Source organism: Pelagerythrobacter sp. Soil_C_18, from assembly GCF_057657235.1.
Genome location: NZ_JBDGIU010000006.1, coordinates 170,243 through 187,244, shown reverse-complemented (window position 1 = coordinate 187,244; position 17,002 = coordinate 170,243). Strand labels below are relative to the sequence as shown.

Below are 17,002 nucleotides of genomic sequence, written 5' to 3'. Positions count from 1 at the left end.
GTCTACTCGGCAAGGCATGCACCCCGCGCATGAAGGGCGCGCTTTAGTTGCTGCGTGTCTCAGGCGCAAGCGTGACGAGCTTTCCGGGATTGAGCAGGCCCTGCGGGTCGAGCGCCTGCTTGACGCTGCGCATCATGGCCAGCGCCACCGGGTCGCCCAGACGGCCGAGTTCGTCACGCTTCATCTGGCCGATACCGTGCTCCGCACTGATCGAGCCCCCCCAGCGGGTGACGAGATCGTGCACGAAGGCGCTGATTGCCTTGCCCTCGCCATCTTCCCACTCGCCGCGAACCACGCCGGGCGGCGCGAGGACATGGAAGTGGACGTTGCCGTCGCCCAGGTGTCCGAATGCGACCGCAGCCGTCCCGGGAAAGCGGGCCTCCACTTCGGGTACGGCCCGTTCGACGAACTCGGCCATCCTCGCGACAGGGACCGAGATGTCGTGCTGCATCGCCGGGCCGATCGCCCGCTCGGCCGGCGAGATAGAATCGCGCAGCAGCCAGAACTGCTCCGCCTGCGTTTCGCTCGCAGCGATCGTCGCATCTTCGATCGTCCCCGCCTCGAAAGCCTCGGAGAGCAGCGATTCTGCCAGCTCGGAAAGGCCGTCGGCCGCACCGTCCTCCGCGACGAGCTCGATCAGCGCGTGCCACGAGTGTTCGCTTGCCAGGGGGCTGCGCGCATCGGGGAGGTGATCGAGAACCGCGGCGAGGCAATGCGCGGGGACGACCTCGAACCCTTCGAGATGATCTCCCGCGCGCGCCTCGCAATGGAGCAGCAGGCGGCGTGCGTCGCCGATCGACTTGAGCCCTGCCCAGAGCACCGCGCGCTCGCCGATCGCAGGCAGCAGCCGCAGCGTGGCGGCCGTCACGATGCCGAGCGTGCCTTCGGACCCGATCAGCAACTGCTTGAGGTCGAACCCGCGGTTGTCCTTCTTCAACGGAGTGAGCGCATCGAACACGTCGCCGTCCGCGAGTACCGCCTGCAGGCCGAGGACCTGCGCGCGCATGGTCCCGTGCCGCAGGACCTGCGTGCCGCCGGCGTTTGTGGCGATCAGCCCCCCGATCGTTGCCGATCCCTTGCCGCCGAGGGTGAGGGGGAAGCGCATCCGCTTGTCGGCAGCGGCCTCGTGCAAGGTCTGGAGAATCACCCCGGCCTCGCACACCGCCTGCCGCGAATCGACATCGATCGCTCGGATCGCGTTCATTCGCCGCAGCGAGAGCAGCAAGGCCTCGCCCTCGCTGTCGGGAGTCGCGCCGCCCGACATGCCGCTGTTGCCGCCCTGCGGCACGATCGGCACGCGGTGCCGGGCACAGAGCCGGACGATGGCCGAGACTTCCTCCGTGTTGGCAGGGGAGGCCATGGCGAGGGCTTTCCCCGCATAGCGGCCGCGCCAGTCGGTGAGCCATGGTGCCATTGCCTCGGGGTCCTGGGTGAAGCCGCGCTTGCCGAGCAGTTCGGCCGCGCTTGCGAGAAAGGTGTCGAGATCGCGCATGGCGAGCCCTATGGCATAGCCCGGCGCCCCCGCACCACCCGGTTTGCGTATGCGTGCTGCGCGGATTAAGCCGTCGTTCAAGCGTTTGCGCTATTCCGCAGGGCCGGATATGGCCGCATCGTTTGCAGCGGCCGCACGGAGATCGCGACCAGCGCCGATGACGAGTCCCGCTGCCTTCCTTGCCCCTATCGTGCTGTTGTTCAGCCCGCCGGCACCGGTGGATGAAACAGGGAGCGTATCGACGCCGCGGAGTTCCGTCGCCCTGGGCCGTGTGGAGCCGGGCTGGCGCGCACTCGATGCCGTTCGCGGTACGCCGGTTCAGCGCCAGGTCCGGATCGAGCAGCGGGTGATCATCCGCATCGTGCCCCGCAGCGCCGCGACCCGGCAGGGAGCGGCATCGTTCGTCGAGGCGCCCCGGCCCAACACGCGGCTGGTCGAACGCAAGGCCGCTGACTGCGTGCCAGCGGCCGCGGTCGGGGCGGTTCAGCCTGCTCCCGACAATCGCCTGATGCTATTCATGCGCGACCGGCGCCTCTACAGCGCGAAGCTGGAGCGCTCGTGCCACGCGCGCGATTTCTACTCGGGCTTCTACGTCGAGCGTAACGACGACGGCATGATCTGCGTCGACCGCGACAAGCTGCAATCGCGCACCGGATCGAAGTGCGAGGTCACCGCGATCAGCCAGATGGTGCCCGCCCGCGACTGACGCGCGGCAGGTCGGCGCGCTTTTCTTGACTTTTGCCCGCGCGCCGCGCAAAGGGCGCGGCGCTTGTGCAAGTGCCAACGCGCTGCACATTTGGGCGCGCACCCTCGAAACCCGGACAATTCAAACTCAGATGACATTTGCCGACCTCGGCCTCTCGCCAGAACTGCTCAAAGCCGTCGAAGCCGCCGGCTACACCGAGCCGACTCCGATTCAGGCGCAGGCGATCCCGCCCGTGCTGATGATGAAGGATATCGTCGGCATCGCGCAGACGGGCACGGGCAAGACGGCGGGCTTCGTGCTGCCGATGATCGACATCCTCGCCAACGGCCGCCGTCGGGCGCTGATGCCTCGCAGCCTGATCCTCGAGCCGACGCGTGAACTGGCCGCGCAGGTCGCCGAGAATTTCGAGAAGTACGGCGTCAACCACGACCTCAGGATGGCGCTGCTGATCGGCGGCGTTCAGATGGGCGATCAGATCAAGGCGCTGAACGAAGGCGTGGACGTGCTGATCGCGACGCCGGGCCGCTTGATGGACCTGTTCGAGCGCGGCAAGATCATGCTCAACGGCTGCGAACTGTTGGTGATCGACGAGGCCGACCGGATGCTCGACATGGGGTTCATCCCCGATATCGAGTTCATCTGCTCCAAGCTGCCCGACACGCGCCAGACGATGCTGTTCTCGGCCACGATGCCGCCGCCGATCGAAAAGCTGTCGAAGAAGTTCCTCGACAATCCCAAGCGGATCGAGGTCAGCCGCGCAGCGAGCACGAACAAGGACATCACCGCGTTCAAGGTGCCGGTGAAGAGCCGCGAGAAGCGCGACACGCTGCGCTGGCTGCTTAAGAACGACCTGGTCGAAACCGCGATCATCTTCGCCAATCGCAAAACCACCGTGCGCGAGCTCAACAAGAGCCTCCGCAGCCACGGCTTCGCGAGCGGCGAGATCCACGGCGACATGGATCAGACGAGCCGCATCGCGGAGCTCAATCGCTTCAAGGGCGGCGACATCAATATCCTCGTGGCGTCCGACGTCGCCGCGCGCGGGCTCGATATCAAGGGCGTGAGCCACGTGTTCAATTTCGACACGCCCTGGCATCCCGACGACTACGTCCACCGCATCGGCCGCACCGGTCGCGCAGGGGCCAAGGGGCGGGCGTTCACTCTCGTTTCCGAAGACGATGCCGAAGCGATCGAGAACGTCGAGAAGCTGACCGGCGCCGCGATCCCGGTGTTCGGTAAGAAGGACGTGCGCGTCGAGCTCAAGCCCGCGCCCGAACCGCGCGAAGAGCGCGACGAGGAAGAAAAGCCTCGCCGGGCGCGCCGAGAGCGCGACGACGAGGAGCGCGAGCCGCGTCCCGCAAAGCCGCGCCGTGAGAAGGCGATGAAGCCCGAGCGTCCCGAACGCTCACGCCCTCGGCGGGACGAGGACAGCGAGCCCGTTCCGGCCGGCGAATGGAACGGCCCGAAGCCCGACTTCCTGGACGTCAGCGCGCTCTAGGCTCAAGCGTCCGGCGCCCTTCCGGCTTTCGCTGGGATGACGCTTTAGTCGAGCCTACAGCGCTTCCGCATTGTCGCCGCCTTTGCGGTTCTCGCGATCGCGCGCGTTGGAGCGATTCGGATCGCGTGCTTCCTGTTTCTGCAGCTTTTCATTCGGATTGCCGCTGCCGCGGTTTTCCTTCCGCGCCTGGGCGTTGCCGGCTTCGCTGGTCATGTCGGTTCTCCTTCACGAAAACCAACGACCGGGCCGCGGGAGGTTTCCGACCGTTTGCCTCGATGTCCGAGCTGGGGCGCGATCTAAGCTTTCGCTGGGATGGCGGATCAGCGATGCGTCGCGCGATCGCCAAGCTCGATCAGTCCATATGCTCGATGTCATCGCCGACGATCGCGACCCAGCGATGCTTGCGTTCCTCGTACACCGAGAACTTCGGCGAGGGGAAATCGGGATCGGCGAACGCTCCGACCGGAACCGCGGTCACGCCCGCCATCCCCTCGTTGACGTAGGCGACGGTCGAGCCGCAATCGGGACAGAAGCGATAGGTCGCCCGCGTCCCGCTATCGCCCACCCGCGACCACTCGCGGAACGCCCCCGTCAGTTCGAACCGCTCGTCCGGCCAGCGCGCCTGAACCGCGAACGCGCTGCCGGTCCGCTGCTGGCAGGCGAGGCAATGGCAGACCGAAACGCGCACCGGGTCGCCCGTGCATCTGGCACGCAATTGCCCACACCGGCAGGTTGCCTCGCGATCGGTCACAACGTCGGCGTCTAGAGCGCAGCGGGCGTTTGCGAAAGGGGCCCGATGTGTCAGGAGGAGACGGATGACGAAGCTCGATCTGAAGAAGACGCACAGGGCGCTGTTCAATCCGCCGCAGGACAGCTTCGCCGAGATCGTGGTGCCGAGAATGGCCTTCGTGAAAGCGGACGGGGCGGGCGATCCGAACACGGCGGACGAATACAAGACGGCGGTCGAGTGGCTGTACGGCGTCAGCTACGCAATGAAGTTCGCGGCGAAGGAAAGGCTTGGCCGCGACTACGTGGTGCCCCCGTTGGAAGCGCTCTGGTGGGCAGACGATCCCGGCGCGTTCGTGCGGCGGGAGAAAGATCGCTGGCGCTGGACCGTGATGATAATGGCGCCGGACTTTATCGGCGAGGCCGATTTCGACGAAGGGGTCGCGAAGACCGCGGCAAAGCGCGGCCACCGTCCGCCATCGCTGCGCTTCGAATCCTATGACGAGGGCCGATCGCTGCAGATCCTGCACATCGGCAGCTACGACGACGAAGGTCCGACCTTGAGACGCCTCCACGAAGAAGCGATGCCCAGCCTCGATGCGACCTTCAACGGCCCACATCATGAAATCTATCTGAGCGACCCCCGGAGGACCGAGCCGGCAAAACTGAAAACGATCCTCCGCCAGCCAATCCGGAAGCGTTGAGGCCCGTCGGGATGACGTGATTGGGGGAAGCGGCGGACCTCGGAGCGTTGCTCGACAGTCGCCGCTCTCACGCCACCGTCACGAAGCTGTCGATCACCCGCTTCACCCCGGCCTGCTCGAACTCGATCTCCAGCCGGTTCCCCTCCTGGTCCGTCACCACGCCGTAGCCGAACTTGTCGTGGAACACGCGTTGGCCGACGGCGATGTCGGTGCGGGGTTTGGCGGCGAAGCTGGCGGCGCTGCGGGTGGTTTCGCGCACGCGCTTCGGCGTTGCATCGTAGCCGGTGGTGAGCGCGCGCTGCCAGCCGGGGCCGCGGGTGGCGGTGCGGGCGGGGCGCTCGCGGGCGAGATGGGCGAAGGGGTCCTCGTGCTCGGTCATGCCCGCGCGCCAGAGGGAGGCGCCGCCGGTCAGGGTGGTCTCTTCCTCGATATGATCGGCGGGCAGTTCGCCGACGAAGCGGCTGGGGATGGAGCTGGTCCACTGGCCGTAGATGCGGCGGTTGGCCGCGTGCAGGATCGTGCAGCGCCGGCGCGCGCGGGTGATCGCGACGTAGGCGAGGCGGCGTTCCTCCTCCAGGCTGGCGAGCCCGCCTTCGTCGAGCGCGCGCTGGCTCGGGAACACGCCTTCCTCCCACCCGGGCAGGAAGACGTTGGCGAACTCCAGACCCTTGGCCGCGTGCATGGTCATTATGGTGACCTTCTCGCCCTCGTTGGCACGGTCGTTGTCCATCACCAGGCTGACGTGTTCGAGGAAGTCGCCGAGCGTCTCGTATTCCTCCATTGCACGCGCGAGCTCGGAAAGGTTCTCCAGACGGCCGGAGGCTTCGGCGGTCTTCTCCGCCTCGAGCATGGCGTTGTAGCCGGTCTCGTCCAACACCGTGCGCAGCAGTTCGGACGGGGTGACCTTGTCCACCTGCTCGCGCCACTCGAGGAACTGGCCCATCAGTCCGCCGATCGCGTTCGCCGCGCGCGCGGGCAGCTCGTCGCTGTCGGCGAGCTGGAGCGAGGCGGCGGCGAGCGGCATTCCGGTGCGGCGGGCGTGCTGATGCATCTTCTCGAGCGTCTTGGCGCCGAGCCCGCGCTTGGGCTGGTTATAGATGCGCTCGAACGCGAGATCGTCCTGCGGCTGGGCGATCACGCGCAGATAGGCGAGCGCGTCGCGGATCTCGGCGCGCTCGTAGAAGCGGAAGCCGCCGACGATCCGGTAGCCCAAGCCGATCTGGATGAAGCGGTCCTCGAACTCGCGCGTCTGGTACTGCGCGCGCACGAGAATGGCGATCTGCTCGAGAGGCGCGCCCTCGCGCTCCAGCCGCTCGATGTCCTCGCCCACGCGGCGCGCTTCCTCGGGCGCGTCCCACACGCCGATCACGCGCACCTTGTCGCCGCCGTTGACCTCCGTCCACAGCGTCTTGCCGAGGCGCTGGCTGTTGGCGTCGATCAGACCCGAGGCGGCGCCGAGGATGTGCGGGGTGGAGCGGTAGTTCTGCTCCAGCCGGATCACGTGTGCGCCGGGAAAGTCCTTCTCGAAGCGCAGGATGTTGGCGACCTCGGCCCCGCGCCAGGAGTAGATCGACTGGTCGTCGTCCCCCACCACGCAGATATTCTTGCGCTCCTGCGCGAGCAGGCGAAGCCAGAGGTACTGGACCTGATTGGTGTCCTGATACTCGTCGACCAGGATGTACTTGAAGCGCTGCTGGTAGTGCGCGAGCACTTCGCGCTCCCGCCGGAACACATTCAGCATGTGCAGCAGCAGGTCGCCGAAGTCACAGGCGTTCAGCGCCTTCAGCCGCTCCTGATAGAGGCGATAGAACTGCTGCCCGCGGCCGTTGGCATAGGCTTCGTTTTCGACCGCATCGAGGTCTTCGGGATTGAGACCGCGGTTCTTCCAGCGGTCAATCAGGCCGGCGAGCTGGCGCGCGGGCCAGCGCTTCTCGTCGAGGTCGTTCTCGACGATGAGCTGTTTGAGCAGGCGGAGCTGATCGTCGGTGTCGATGATCGTGTAGTTCGATTGCAGCCCGACCAGCTCGGCATGGCGGCGCAGCATCTTGGCGCCGATCGAATGGAAGGTGCCGAGCCAAGGCATGCCCTCCACTGCTTCGCCGAGATGGTGGGCAACACGCTCGCGCATCTCGCCGGCCGCGCGGTTGGTGAAGGTGACGCAGAGAATCTCGCTCGGCCAGGCGCGCCGTGTTGCGACGAGGTGTGCCAAACGCGCGGTAAGCGCCGCGGTCTTGCCCGTGCCAGCGCCCGCGAGCATCAGAACCGGCCCTTCGGTCGTCAGCACCGCCTCCCGCTGCGGGGCGTTAAGCCGCGCTGCGTAAAGGGGAATTTCGCCATCAGGGGCGGAGTTCGGGGCGGTGCCGGGCAGGGTCATGAGCAGGCGAACAGCTAGGGAACGCGGAGGAAACACGCAAGGGCCGCACGGAACCGCATCACCTGTGCGGCGTAGTGGCACCGATGATGAACGGATGGAGACAGCTCCAATGCGTAGCATAATTCTAGCCGGTGCCGCGGCACTGGCTTTCGCCGTGCCCGCTGCGGCGCAGGACACCGAGGCCGACGCCGAGACCCAGGTCGAAGCCGAAGTCGAGACGCCTGTGGGCACCTACACCATGACCGCGGGCCAGCAGACGTCGTATGACGCATGGCCGGCCGATCGCCAGGCCGCCTACGATGCGTGGACGGCCGAGATCCAGGAGTATTTCTGGTCGCTGACCCCCGACCAGCAGACCGGCTGGTGGGCGCTGACCGACGAGCAGCGCAGGCAGGTCTATCAGATGACGCCGCAGCAGCGCACGTCGGCCTGGGCGCAGATCGCCGCGCAGATGAACGGCGCCGCGCCCGGGGCAGCAGCTTCGACCGCGGCGACCACTACCACAGGCACGCCGGCCGGCCCCGCGAGCACGACGGCTTCGATGGCGACGAGCGGCGACATGCGGTTCGTCGAGAGCGAGACGGTGCAGACCGCCCCTCCGCCGAAGGAGGAGTATCCGATCTGCAGCGCCGAGGTGCAGGACGGCTGCATCAATCCGCGCGCGGCGGGGAAGAACTATGGCAACGTCCCGCTCGACTACTGGCCGGGCAAGCCAGCGAGCGAGATCGACGAGCCGCTGCCGGCCAAAAAGCCCGACGGCGCCTGACCGCGTTTCTCTGGCGCGCGCCTAAGCAGGTGCGTCGATACCCGAAGGGGCAGAGTTGCTTTCGCGGCTCTGCCCCTTTCCCGTGTCTTTCCGTGACAAGTTGCAAGAAAATCAGTCTATTACAGCTCGCCCCGATTCTGACACATTTTCCGGCGAGGCGTTTCGCTCATGCGATTGTAGTCGAGTGTAAGTCTTGCCGCCGCAGCGTGAAGTCCCCAACCTCTAGGTAATCCTGACGGGGGACCGAATTGTCAGGAAGAGTTCGCGTTCGTCGCTTGGGAATATTTTAAAGGAGACTTCCCAATGCGTATCCGTAACCTACTTCCCGCCGTCGCCGCCGTGGCGATCGTTTCCAGCCCGGCGCTGGCTCAGGACACCGAGATGGCCGAACCGCCGGTCGAGTCCGCGGAGCCGGCCGACACTGCCACGACAACCACGCTGACCCCGGACCAGCAGTCGGCCTATGATGCCTGGGCGCCCGCGCAGCAGGCGCAGTACGATGCCTGGCCTGCCGAGACGCAGACCTACTTCTGGTCGCTGACGCCGGAGCGTCAGGAGCTCTTCTGGCGCATCTCGGATGCCGACAAGAGCACGCTCGCGACCCTGCCGCCGGAGCAGCAGACCCAGGCCTGGGCGCAGATCGAAGCTCAGGCGGCCGGCATGCCGGCCCCGACCGACCCGGCAGCCAATCCGACGACCCCGGAACCGGCTGGCCCGGACACGACGACTCCGGACCCGATGGCCGATCCCACGACGGCTGAGCCGGCCACTCCTGACGAGCCGATGACCGACGACCCGATGTAATCGGTCGGTCGGAGCCTAGCTCGCGAGATCAGTCGGCAAGGCGGAGCAAAGTCAGCTTCGCCTTGCCGACACGTCTTTCGGCATCGACCGAAAGTCCCTTTACCGCCACCGTCTCGTCCGCTCCGGTTTCGAGCGCGATCCAGGTGGCTTCCCCGATCCACCCCAGCCTCAGCAGCCGATCGAGCGCCACCGCGCCCGCGCCGGTGCCATAAGGCGGATCGAGCAGCACCAGGTCGCGGGGCTTGTCGACCGGGCCGAGCGCCATGACCGATCCGGCGCGCACTTCGCTTCGCATGCGGGCGTCGAGCGCGGCGATGTTGGCGCGGATCGCCTTGAGCGCCGCCTCTTCCTGCTCGACGAACAGGCACTGCGCCGCCCCGCGCGAAAGCGCCTCGAGGCCGAGCGCGCCCGAGCCTGCGAACAAGTCGGCCACGGAAAGCTCCTCGAAACTGCCGAGCCGGCTGCTGAGCATCGAGAACAGCGTCTCGCGCGTGCGGTCCGCGGTGGGGCGCGTCGCCTCCCCCTTCGGCGTCACGAGCCTGCGCCCGCGCCACTCTCCGGCAATCACTCTCATGCTCACGCCCGGTGCGCTCTCTTGAGGCTCGATCGGAACCGCTCGATCTCGTGCTTCTGGATTTCCACCACCGCGCCGCGGGGCAGTTCGCCCAGTGCGAAGGGGCCGTAGCCGACGCGGATCAGGCGGCTCACCTGCAGCCCGAGGTGTTCGAGCACGCGGCGGACCTCACGGTTCTTGCCTTCGGTGATGGTCAGCTCGATCCACTGGTTGCGGCCCGTGCGCCGTTCCATGTTCGCATCGATCTGGCCGTAGCGGACGCCGTCGATCGTCAGGCCGTCGAACAGATCTTCGAGCTGCGCTTGCGTCACCTCGCCGAATGTGCGCGCGCGGTAGGTGCGCGGGATGCCGCTGGCAGGCAGTTCCATCGCGCGCTTGAACTCACCGTCGTTGGTGAGCAGCAGGAGGCCCTCGGTGTTGAGATCGAGCCGCCCGATCGGCATCACGCGCCCCGCGCCCTTGGGGAGCGCGTTGCGGAGCGCGGTGTAGATCGTCGCGCGGCCCTTCGGATCGCGTTCCGCGGTGATCAGGCCGGTCGGCTTGTGGAAGGCGAACAGCCGCGTGCGCTCGGCCTTGCCGACCGGCTTGCCGTCGACCGTGACGCCGCGCAGGTCGGGGATGATCGTTGCCGGGGTGTCGAGCACCTTGCCGTCGATCGCGACACGGCCGTCAGCGATCATCCGCTCGACCTCGCGCCGGCTGGCGACGCCCGCGCGCGCGAGCAGCTTGGCGATGCGCTCGCCCTGAGGTTTTGGAGTGTCGGCCATGCGGGGCCTCTACACGCACCGTCATCCCAGCGAAAGCTGGGATCGCTCTCCGATCGGGTCCGACTTTCGGCACGCGATCCCAGCTTTCGCTGGGATGACGGCTTGGGTGAGTCGTCAGTTCACCGCCCGCAGCGCCTCCTCCACGGTCTCGTGGAATCGCCGGATGCCGCCTTCCAGCGTGCCGAGCGTCAGCGAAGGCACCGCGCCTGTGGAGAGCCCTTGCTGTCCCAGCTCCGCCGCGCGGAAGTCTTCTCCGGCGAAGACGCCGCCATCCAGTAGCGCCCAGCTCCGTTCCCAGTGATCGCGCGCCTTGTCGGTGACGGGATGCTCGGGGATGAGCATGAAATCTTCCACCAGCGTGCGGTCGTGCGCCTGGGGCATCATGACCATGACGTTGACGTAGTCGGGGCTGGGGATGATCAGCGCGCCGGGGATGAGCTGGTAGGCGAAGGTCACCACGCGGCGCAACGCGGCCATGTCGGTGAGGTCCACGGACTCCATCTCCTCCAGCCGGCCGACGGCGGAGCGGGCGTGGGGGCCGACCATGTCGCCCGAGGTCACCCCGTCCTTGAAGAACGGCCCGATCGTCTGCGCATGGAGCCGGGTGACGTGATAGCTCTCCAGGAAGGCGTCCATGATGAGCTTCCAGTTCGCCGCGACCTCGTGCGTCTTGCGGCGGAACAGCACGTGCTCGCCCATGCCGAGCGCGTCGAAGTCCTCGCCCAGCCGCTCGGCATCGGAGAAGTCGGCGGTCGCTTCCTGCGGACAGAACCAGATCAGGCCGCCGGTCTCGCGGCTCGGCAGCTCGATCAGCCCTTTCGCGTCCTTGTCGAGTCCGGGGAAAGTGTCGGGGCGGGGCAGGGCGAGCAGGCGCCCGTCCACCGAATAGGTCCAAGCGTGATAGGGGCAGACGAGCCGCTTCTGGCACAGCGCCTCGCTACCCTCCACCAGCCGCGTGCCGCGATGGCGGCAGACGTTGAGGAAGACGTGCGCCTTGCCTTCGCCGTCGCGGGTGATCAGCAGCGGACGCCCGGTCGCGTCGTGCGGCACCGCCATGCCCGGCTCGGGCAGCAGGGCGGACGGGCACAGGATCTGCGGCATCCGCTCGTAGATCGCGGCCATCTCGCGCCCGTAATAGCCGGGGTCGGTATAGACGCTCGCCGGAACCTCGCTGACGCCCGCCTCGGCGCGGCTCTGCCCCTCGGCGATCGCGCGTGCCAGCGCCAGCATGCCCTCGGTCGGCCGCCGCGCGGGATGTTTGGTGTCGATAGCTTCCATAGCGCCTGTTCCTGGCCCTCTCCGGCAGCTAGTGTCGCAGAAAATCGGGATAGACGGAAGGACGCTAGGGAATGGCCGAGGCTGCTGCCGCCACAAAGACCACCAAGCCTGGCTGGCGCACGCTGGTGCGCTCGCTGCGCAACCGGAAATCGGCGTACATGGCGTTGTTCGGATTTGCCTCGGGCCTGCCCTTCGCGTTGTTCCTCGGTACGCTCTACGCGTGGCTTAGCGAGGCCGAGGTCGATCTGGAGACGATGGGCGTGTTCTCGCTGATCGGCCTCGCTTACGCGTTTCAGTTCCTGTGGTCGCCGCTGCTCGACCGGATGGACATTCCTGGCCTGCACCGGCTCGGCAAGCGGAAGCAATGGATCGCGCCGGCGCAACTCTTGCTCGGGATCATCCTCGTAACCATGGCGGGTCTCGACCCGAAGAGCTCGCTCGGCTGGTTCAGCCTGCTCGCCGGGATCGGCGCCTTCGCCAGCGCCACGCAGGACATCGTCATCAACGCCTGGCGCATCGACATCGCGGACGAGGAAGCGACGATCGACATCCTCTCGACCGTCTATCAAATGGGGTTCCGCCTCGCCGCGCTGGTGGGCGGCGCGCTCGGCCTGATCGTCGCGGCGCGGATCGGCTGGCCGCAGACTTACGTGATGATGGGCTGCATCATGCTGGCGATCGGCTTGGCCGGCTTGTTTGCTCCCGATGCGGATGTCGACCAGGCGGCGTCGGTTGCCAAGAATGAGAAGCAGACCGCCGAACTCTACGTGCCGGGCGAAATCGAACCCAGGGTTCGCAATTGGGCCTTGCTGGCGGTGGGTCTGCTGTGGGGCTGGGCGATCCTGACGGTCGGCGTGTTCATGGCCCGCTCGATGACCGCCATCCCCGAAGAACGGCCCGACCCGACCGCATTCATCGCGACTTACGGCCCATTGATAGTCATCGCGACAATCGTGCTCCCCGCGTTCGTGGCCGCCTGGCTCGCCAAACTCAAGCGCGACGGGAAGCACGTGATCGTCGAGGGGCGTGCGGGGAAAGCCTCCGACGGGCTGATCCTCGATCAACTCTACCGCGCGCTGGTGCAGCCGCTGGTGGAGTTCGTTGGGCGCATGGGCTGGTCGCTGGTGCTCATTCTTGCGCTGGTGCTCACCTACCGCATCACCGACGCGATCTGGGGCACCTTCGCCTATCCGTTCTATCTCGGAGAGCTGCAGTATACGAACGACGAGGTTGCGGTCGCCTCGAAGTTCTTCGGCGTCGGAGCGATCCTGCTCGGCCTGGCGCTCGGCGGCTGGCTGATCACCGTGCTCGGGCGGATGTTCACTCTGACACTCGGCGCCGGCCTCGCTGCAGCGACCAACCTGCTCTACGCGGACCTTGCGTTGGGCGGAGCGACGATGCAGGCGGTAAGCGACGCGACCGGCTTCACTTGGGCGGTGCTGCAGTTCCCCGGCGGGAGCGAGCGGCTCGCGCGGCTAATGATCACTATCGGCGGAGAGAACCTTGCCATCGGTATCGCGGGCGCGGCCTACGTTGCCTGGCTCAGTTCGATCGTGGCCAAGGGCTATAGCGCGGTGCAATACGCGCTGCTGGCGTCGCTGACGCTGCTGGTCGGCACCTTGGGGCGCGGGGCGCTGGGTCAGATGATCGAGGAACGCGGCTACTACTACGTGTTCATCTTCACCGCGCTGATCGGCGTGGTGGCGGTGGTGCTGTGCATTCTCGAATGGATCCGCGAATCCCGCGGGAAGCGCGCTGCGGGGGTCGTGGCGCCGGAAGCGAGAGAGGCCCTCCCAGCCGAGTAGCTTAGTCAGGTGTTTCCCCATTCAGCCGCAGCACCTCGCCCGCCAAGTAGAGCGAGCCTGCGACCAGCACCGGCAGGCCATCGTGGGGCAGAGCCGCAAGGGCGCCTGGTACGTCGGGAGCGGAGCGGGCGATTTCGCCGAATGCTTCGGCGGGATAATGCTCGTGGTAGGGGACGGGCACGGCGGTGAGGGTGGCGATGCTCGGGGCGAGCGGGGCGGTGAGGGCCGCCGGATCCTTTCCCTCGATCATGCCGATCACGAGGTGCAGCCGCTGGCCCGCGAAATGCCGGGCGAGCATCGCGCCCGCGCTCGGGTTATGGCCGCCGTCGAGCCAGACTTCGCGCTCGCCCGCAAGCGGGCCGGGCGCGAGGCGCTGGAGGCGCGCGGGCCAGTAGGCGGCGCGAATGCCTTGCGCCATCGCTTCGGGTGAGACGGTGACGCTTTGCTGGTGGCGCAGCATCGCCACGGCGAGCCCGGCGTTGAGAGACTGGTGCAGGCCCGGCAGCGTGGGGATCGGGAGCGAGAGCGTGCCCTGCGCATCGGAGTAGGCAATCCGGTCACCATCCGCCTCTATCGTCCACGCGCCGCCGGGGCCCTGCGGCAGGAGCGGAGCGCCGACCCGTTCGGCGGTCCGTTCGACCGCCGCCATCGCCTCGGTCGGATAGTCGAGCGTCACCAGCGGCACGCCGGGCTTGGCGATGCCGGCCTTCTCAAAGGCGATGCGCGCGATCGGCTCGGGCGGGGTGCCGTGCTCCGGCACGAGCAGGAAGCGCTCGTGGTCGATGCCGAGCGCGGCAATGCCGCACGCCGCGGGGCGGGGGACCGCGTTGGTCGCGTCGAACCGCCCGCCGAGGCCGACCTCGATCACGCAGGCATCGGCGGGCACGCGCGCGAACTCGAGGAAGCTGGCGGCGATCGTCACCTCGAAGAAGCTGGGCGCGAGATCATCGCCCGCGTCGAGCACTTCGGCGAGAAGTTCGGCCAGCCGCGCGTCGGAGACCAGTTCGCCCGCCACCCGGATACGCTCGTTGTAGCGCACCAGGTGCGGGCTCGTCGTGGCTTGGACGCGGTGCCCCTGCGCCTCGAGCATCGCGCGCAGGAAGGCACAGGTGGAGCCCTTGCCGTTGGTCCCAGCCACGTGGAACACCGGCGGCAGCGCCAGATGCGGATCGCCGAGGCGCGAGAGGAGCGCACGGATCGTCTCGAGCCCGAGGCGGCCTTGCGGCACCGAAAGCGCCGCCAGCCGGTCGAGCTGGGCCTGGACCGCGGGGTCCGAGGAAGTGCCGAAGTCTTTCATAGCGTCGTCATCCCGGCGAAAGCCGGGATCGCTGTCCTCACGCTCCGGGCTTGCTGCACGCGATTCCAGCTTTCGCTGGAATGACGGCGTGCATCAAGCCGCCGCCCTCGGCTGAAGGTAGTCGAGCAGGCTCGCCAGCGTGGTCTTCAGATCGTGCCGCTTGACGACCATGTCGACCATACCATGCTTGTGCAGGTACTCGGCGCGCTGGAAGCCTTCGGGCAGTTTCTCGCGGATCGTGTCTTGGATCACGCGCTGGCCGGCAAAACCGATCAGCGCGCCCGGCTCCGCGACATGGATGTCGCCGAGCATGGCGTAGCTGGCGGTGACGCCGCCGGTCGTGGGATCGGTCAGCACGACGATATAGGGCAGGCCGGCCTCTTTCAGGCGGCGCGTCATCACGGTCGCCTTGGGCATCTGCATCAGGCTGAGAATGCCCTCCTGCATCCGCGCGCCGCCCGCCGCCGTGACGACGACATAGGCGCACTTGCGGCTCAGCGCGCGCTCGGCGCCCTGGCAGAAGGCGGTGCCCACGGCCATGCCCATACTGCCGCCCATGAAGGCGAAGTCCTGTACGCCGACGACGGCCGGCCGGTCCTCGATCGCGCCCGAGCCGACGGTGAAGGCGTCCTTGTGCGGGTTCTTCGCGCGCGCCTGCTTCAGCCGGTCGGTGTATTTCTTGGTATCGCGGAACTTGAGCGGGTCTTCGGCGACGTCGGGCTGCCTGAGCACGTCGTAACCCTCGTCGAGCAACTGACGCAGCCGCTCGTCGGCGCCGATCCGGCCGTGGTGGCCGCAGCGCGGGCAGACCTTGAGGTTTTCCTCGTATTCCTTCGTGAACAGCATCTCCGAGCAGCCGGGGCACTTGACCCACAGCGTTTCCTCAGTCGTGCGCTTGGCCACGAAAGGCAGCGAATTGCGGACGCGGGTGAACCAGTTCATGGGCCGGGCCTTAAACCGAAATCGAGCGAATGACAGCCCCTCCCGTTCGCGGGAAGGGGGCTCAGCCGGCGGTGCGGATCGCTTCCGCCAGCGCCGAGGTGAGCTTGCGCAGATGCTCGGGCGCATCCTTACCGTGTTCGCCCACCAGCTCCACGAGTGCTGAGCCGACGACCACGCCATCCGCCACCTTGGCGATGGCGGCAGCCTGTTCGGGCGTGCGCACGCCGAAGCCGACGGCGACGGGCAGGTTGGTTGCCGCCTTGAGACGCCTGACCGCTTCGTCGATGCTCGCCTGCGCAGCCTGCTGCTTGCCGGTGATCCCCGCGACCGAGACGTAGTAGAGGAACCCGGCCGAGCCCTCGAGCACTTGCGGCAGGCGCGCGGCATCGGTCGTCGGGGTGGCGAGGCGGATCGGGGCGATCCCGGCGGCGCGCAGGGCGGGGCCGAGCGCGTCGTCCTCCTCGGGCGGGATATCGACGCAGATCACGCCGTCCACGCCCGCCTCGGCGGCGGCGGAGGCGAACCACTCGGGGCCGCGGCGGACCATCGGGTTGGCGTAGCCCATCAGCACCAGCGGCACGTCTGGATGGCGCTGGCGAAACTCGCGCGCGATCCGCAGCACCTCGGCCGTGGTCGTTCCGGCGCCGAGCGCGCGGATGTTCGCCGCCTGGATCGCCGGGCCATCGGCCATCGGATCGGTGAACGGCATGCCGAGCTCGATCACATCCGCGCCGCCCTCGACCAGCGCATCGAGATTGGCCGCGGTATCGCCATCGCCCGCGGTGATGAAGGTCACGAGCGCGCGGTGCGGCTTGGCGAAGGCGGAGGAGAGGCGGGTCATATAGCCCTCTCCCCTTCAGGGGAGAGGGTTGGGAGAGGGGGCCGGCGCAGTTCGTCGATGATCTCGCCAAGCCGATCCAGTACGCCGTCCATATTCATCATCACATCCGCATTCGTAAATCTAACCACACGATAACCGTGTTCTTCGAGAAACGCAGTCCGCCGAGCATCATACGCCGCCTGTGTCGCATGACCGTCGCCATCCACCTCCAGCACCAGTTTGGGTTCGTTTGCCACGAAGTCGGCGATGAAGTTTCCGATGACCTTCTGGCGGCGGAACTTAATCCCGCGAAAGCGTGCTGCGCGCAGTTCGAGCCACAACCGCGTTTCCGGCTCGGTCATCTCCTTGCGCATGCGTTGTGCGTGTTTGAGTGAACCGGCGTTGCGCATCTTCCCCTCTCCCAACCCTCTCCCCTGAATGGGAGAGGG

General features: G+C 67.3%; 17 protein-coding genes. 6 read left to right on the top strand and 11 right to left on the bottom strand.

What is annotated here, in order from left to right; genetic code table 11:
* Nucleotides 1-43 precede the first annotated feature (43 nt).
* The gene (locus AC3A5N_RS13665) at nucleotides 44-1,492 is read right to left on the bottom strand and encodes an FAD-binding oxidoreductase (RefSeq protein ID WP_487737869.1); all 1,449 of its coding nucleotides are present in this window, start codon (nucleotides 1,490-1,492) and stop codon (nucleotides 44-46) included.
* Nucleotides 1,493-1,649: 157 nt separating this feature from the next.
* Between AC3A5N_RS13665 and AC3A5N_RS13660 the strand changes: the two genes are divergently transcribed.
* Nucleotides 1,650-2,198 carry a hypothetical protein gene (locus AC3A5N_RS13660; RefSeq protein WP_487737868.1) on the top strand — a complete coding sequence of 183 codons (549 nt, stop codon included), beginning with the start codon at nucleotides 1,650-1,652 and terminating at the stop codon, nucleotides 2,196-2,198.
* 130 nt (nucleotides 2,199-2,328) lie between these two features.
* Entirely contained in the window at nucleotides 2,329-3,696 is a 1,368-nt protein-coding gene (locus AC3A5N_RS13655; protein WP_487737867.1) for a DEAD/DEAH box helicase, read from the top strand.
* 54 nt (nucleotides 3,697-3,750) lie between these two features.
* Here the strand turns inward: AC3A5N_RS13655 and AC3A5N_RS13650 are convergent, their stop codons facing one another.
* A complete protein-coding gene (locus AC3A5N_RS13650) occupies nucleotides 3,751-3,909 on the bottom strand; it encodes a hypothetical protein (protein WP_487737866.1) in 159 nt (52 codons plus the stop codon).
* A 139-nt stretch (nucleotides 3,910-4,048) separates the two neighbouring features.
* On the bottom strand, nucleotides 4,049-4,447 hold the full coding sequence (locus AC3A5N_RS13645) for a GFA family protein (RefSeq protein WP_487737865.1): 399 nt from the start codon (nucleotides 4,445-4,447) through the stop codon (nucleotides 4,049-4,051).
* A 64-nt stretch (nucleotides 4,448-4,511) separates the two neighbouring features.
* Between AC3A5N_RS13645 and AC3A5N_RS13640 the strand changes: the two genes are divergently transcribed.
* A complete protein-coding gene (locus tag AC3A5N_RS13640) occupies nucleotides 4,512-5,126 on the top strand; it encodes a GyrI-like domain-containing protein (RefSeq protein ID WP_487737864.1) in 615 nt (204 codons plus the stop codon).
* Nucleotides 5,127-5,193: 67 nt separating this feature from the next.
* Here the strand turns inward: AC3A5N_RS13640 and AC3A5N_RS13635 are convergent, their stop codons facing one another.
* The gene (locus AC3A5N_RS13635; protein ID WP_487737863.1) at nucleotides 5,194-7,500 is read right to left on the bottom strand and encodes an ATP-dependent helicase; all 2,307 of its coding nucleotides are present in this window, start codon (nucleotides 7,498-7,500) and stop codon (nucleotides 5,194-5,196) included.
* 109 nt (nucleotides 7,501-7,609) lie between these two features.
* Here AC3A5N_RS13635 and AC3A5N_RS13630 point away from each other — a divergent pair, with 109 nt between their 5' ends.
* Together AC3A5N_RS13630 and AC3A5N_RS13625 are read left to right on the top strand one after the other, a co-directional pair.
* Complete coding sequence (locus AC3A5N_RS13630) at nucleotides 7,610-8,266, top strand: hypothetical protein (RefSeq protein WP_487737862.1); 657 nt, start codon at nucleotides 7,610-7,612, stop codon at nucleotides 8,264-8,266.
* Between the two features lie 303 nt (nucleotides 8,267-8,569).
* Nucleotides 8,570-9,070 carry a hypothetical protein gene (locus AC3A5N_RS13625; RefSeq protein WP_487737861.1) on the top strand — a complete coding sequence of 167 codons (501 nt, stop codon included), beginning with the start codon at nucleotides 8,570-8,572 and terminating at the stop codon, nucleotides 9,068-9,070.
* A 28-nt stretch (nucleotides 9,071-9,098) separates the two neighbouring features.
* On the opposite strand, the gene rsmD is transcribed toward AC3A5N_RS13625, so the two are convergent.
* The 3 genes from rsmD to AC3A5N_RS13610 form a co-directional block, all read right to left on the bottom strand.
* The gene (gene rsmD, locus AC3A5N_RS13620) at nucleotides 9,099-9,644 is read right to left on the bottom strand and encodes a 16S rRNA (guanine(966)-N(2))-methyltransferase RsmD (RefSeq protein WP_487737860.1); all 546 of its coding nucleotides are present in this window, start codon (nucleotides 9,642-9,644) and stop codon (nucleotides 9,099-9,101) included.
* 2 nt (nucleotides 9,645-9,646) lie between these two features.
* Complete coding sequence (locus tag AC3A5N_RS13615; RefSeq protein ID WP_487737859.1) at nucleotides 9,647-10,411, bottom strand: pseudouridine synthase; 765 nt, start codon at nucleotides 10,409-10,411, stop codon at nucleotides 9,647-9,649.
* A gap of 114 nt (nucleotides 10,412-10,525) precedes the next feature.
* The gene (locus AC3A5N_RS13610; protein ID WP_487737858.1) at nucleotides 10,526-11,689 is read right to left on the bottom strand and encodes an aromatic ring-hydroxylating oxygenase subunit alpha; all 1,164 of its coding nucleotides are present in this window, start codon (nucleotides 11,687-11,689) and stop codon (nucleotides 10,526-10,528) included.
* A 71-nt stretch (nucleotides 11,690-11,760) separates the two neighbouring features.
* On the opposite strand from AC3A5N_RS13610, the gene AC3A5N_RS13605 reads away from it, so the two are divergent.
* Complete coding sequence (locus AC3A5N_RS13605; RefSeq protein WP_487737857.1) at nucleotides 11,761-13,494, top strand: AmpG family muropeptide MFS transporter; 1,734 nt, start codon at nucleotides 11,761-11,763, stop codon at nucleotides 13,492-13,494.
* Between the two features lies 1 nt (nucleotide 13,495).
* Here the strand turns inward: AC3A5N_RS13605 and AC3A5N_RS13600 are convergent, their stop codons facing one another.
* From AC3A5N_RS13600 to AC3A5N_RS13585, 4 genes are all read right to left on the bottom strand, one after another.
* Nucleotides 13,496-14,791, bottom strand: a complete 1,296-nt coding sequence (locus AC3A5N_RS13600; RefSeq protein WP_487737856.1) for a bifunctional folylpolyglutamate synthase/dihydrofolate synthase — start codon at nucleotides 14,789-14,791, stop codon at nucleotides 13,496-13,498.
* A 93-nt stretch (nucleotides 14,792-14,884) separates the two neighbouring features.
* On the bottom strand, nucleotides 14,885-15,733 hold the full coding sequence (gene accD, locus AC3A5N_RS13595) for an acetyl-CoA carboxylase, carboxyltransferase subunit beta (RefSeq protein WP_487737855.1): 849 nt from the start codon (nucleotides 15,731-15,733) through the stop codon (nucleotides 14,885-14,887).
* Between the two features lie 61 nt (nucleotides 15,734-15,794).
* Nucleotides 15,795-16,574 (bottom strand): tryptophan synthase subunit alpha, encoded by a 780-nt coding sequence (gene trpA / locus AC3A5N_RS13590; RefSeq protein WP_487737854.1) that lies wholly within the window; start codon nucleotides 16,572-16,574, stop codon nucleotides 15,795-15,797.
* On the bottom strand, nucleotides 16,571-16,963 hold the full coding sequence (locus tag AC3A5N_RS13585) for an endonuclease domain-containing protein (protein WP_487737853.1): 393 nt from the start codon (nucleotides 16,961-16,963) through the stop codon (nucleotides 16,571-16,573). The genes trpA and AC3A5N_RS13585 overlap by 4 nt, the downstream gene beginning before the upstream one ends.
* Between the last annotated feature and the right edge of the window lie 39 nt (nucleotides 16,964-17,002).

What these genes read in the sequence shown, in the direction of transcription:
- AC3A5N_RS13665 (WP_487737869.1), bottom strand. Translation starts at nt 1,492, where the DNA reads ATGCGCGATCTCGACACCTTTCTCGCAAGCGCGGCCGAACTGCTCGGC.
- AC3A5N_RS13660 (WP_487737868.1), top strand. Translation starts at nt 1,650, where the DNA reads ATGACGAGTCCCGCTGCCTTCCTTGCCCCTATCGTGCTGTTGTTCAGC.
- AC3A5N_RS13655 (WP_487737867.1), top strand. Translation starts at nt 2,329, where the DNA reads ATGACATTTGCCGACCTCGGCCTCTCGCCAGAACTGCTCAAAGCCGTC.
- AC3A5N_RS13650 (WP_487737866.1), bottom strand. Translation starts at nt 3,909, where the DNA reads ATGACCAGCGAAGCCGGCAACGCCCAGGCGCGGAAGGAAAACCGCGGC.
- AC3A5N_RS13640 (WP_487737864.1), top strand. Translation starts at nt 4,512, where the DNA reads ATGACGAAGCTCGATCTGAAGAAGACGCACAGGGCGCTGTTCAATCCG.
- AC3A5N_RS13635 (WP_487737863.1), bottom strand. Translation starts at nt 7,500, where the DNA reads ATGACCCTGCCCGGCACCGCCCCGAACTCCGCCCCTGATGGCGAAATT.
- AC3A5N_RS13630 (WP_487737862.1), top strand. Translation starts at nt 7,610, where the DNA reads ATGCGTAGCATAATTCTAGCCGGTGCCGCGGCACTGGCTTTCGCCGTG.
- AC3A5N_RS13625 (WP_487737861.1), top strand. Translation starts at nt 8,570, where the DNA reads ATGCGTATCCGTAACCTACTTCCCGCCGTCGCCGCCGTGGCGATCGTT.
- rsmD (WP_487737860.1), bottom strand. Translation starts at nt 9,644, where the DNA reads ATGAGAGTGATTGCCGGAGAGTGGCGCGGGCGCAGGCTCGTGACGCCG.
- AC3A5N_RS13615 (WP_487737859.1), bottom strand. Translation starts at nt 10,411, where the DNA reads ATGGCCGACACTCCAAAACCTCAGGGCGAGCGCATCGCCAAGCTGCTC.
- AC3A5N_RS13610 (WP_487737858.1), bottom strand. Translation starts at nt 11,689, where the DNA reads ATGGAAGCTATCGACACCAAACATCCCGCGCGGCGGCCGACCGAGGGC.
- AC3A5N_RS13605 (WP_487737857.1), top strand. Translation starts at nt 11,761, where the DNA reads ATGGCCGAGGCTGCTGCCGCCACAAAGACCACCAAGCCTGGCTGGCGC.
- AC3A5N_RS13600 (WP_487737856.1), bottom strand. Translation starts at nt 14,791, where the DNA reads ATGAAAGACTTCGGCACTTCCTCGGACCCCGCGGTCCAGGCCCAGCTC.
- accD (WP_487737855.1), bottom strand. Translation starts at nt 15,733, where the DNA reads ATGAACTGGTTCACCCGCGTCCGCAATTCGCTGCCTTTCGTGGCCAAG.
- trpA (WP_487737854.1), bottom strand. Translation starts at nt 16,574, where the DNA reads ATGACCCGCCTCTCCTCCGCCTTCGCCAAGCCGCACCGCGCGCTCGTG.
- AC3A5N_RS13585 (WP_487737853.1), bottom strand. Translation starts at nt 16,963, where the DNA reads ATGCGCAACGCCGGTTCACTCAAACACGCACAACGCATGCGCAAGGAG.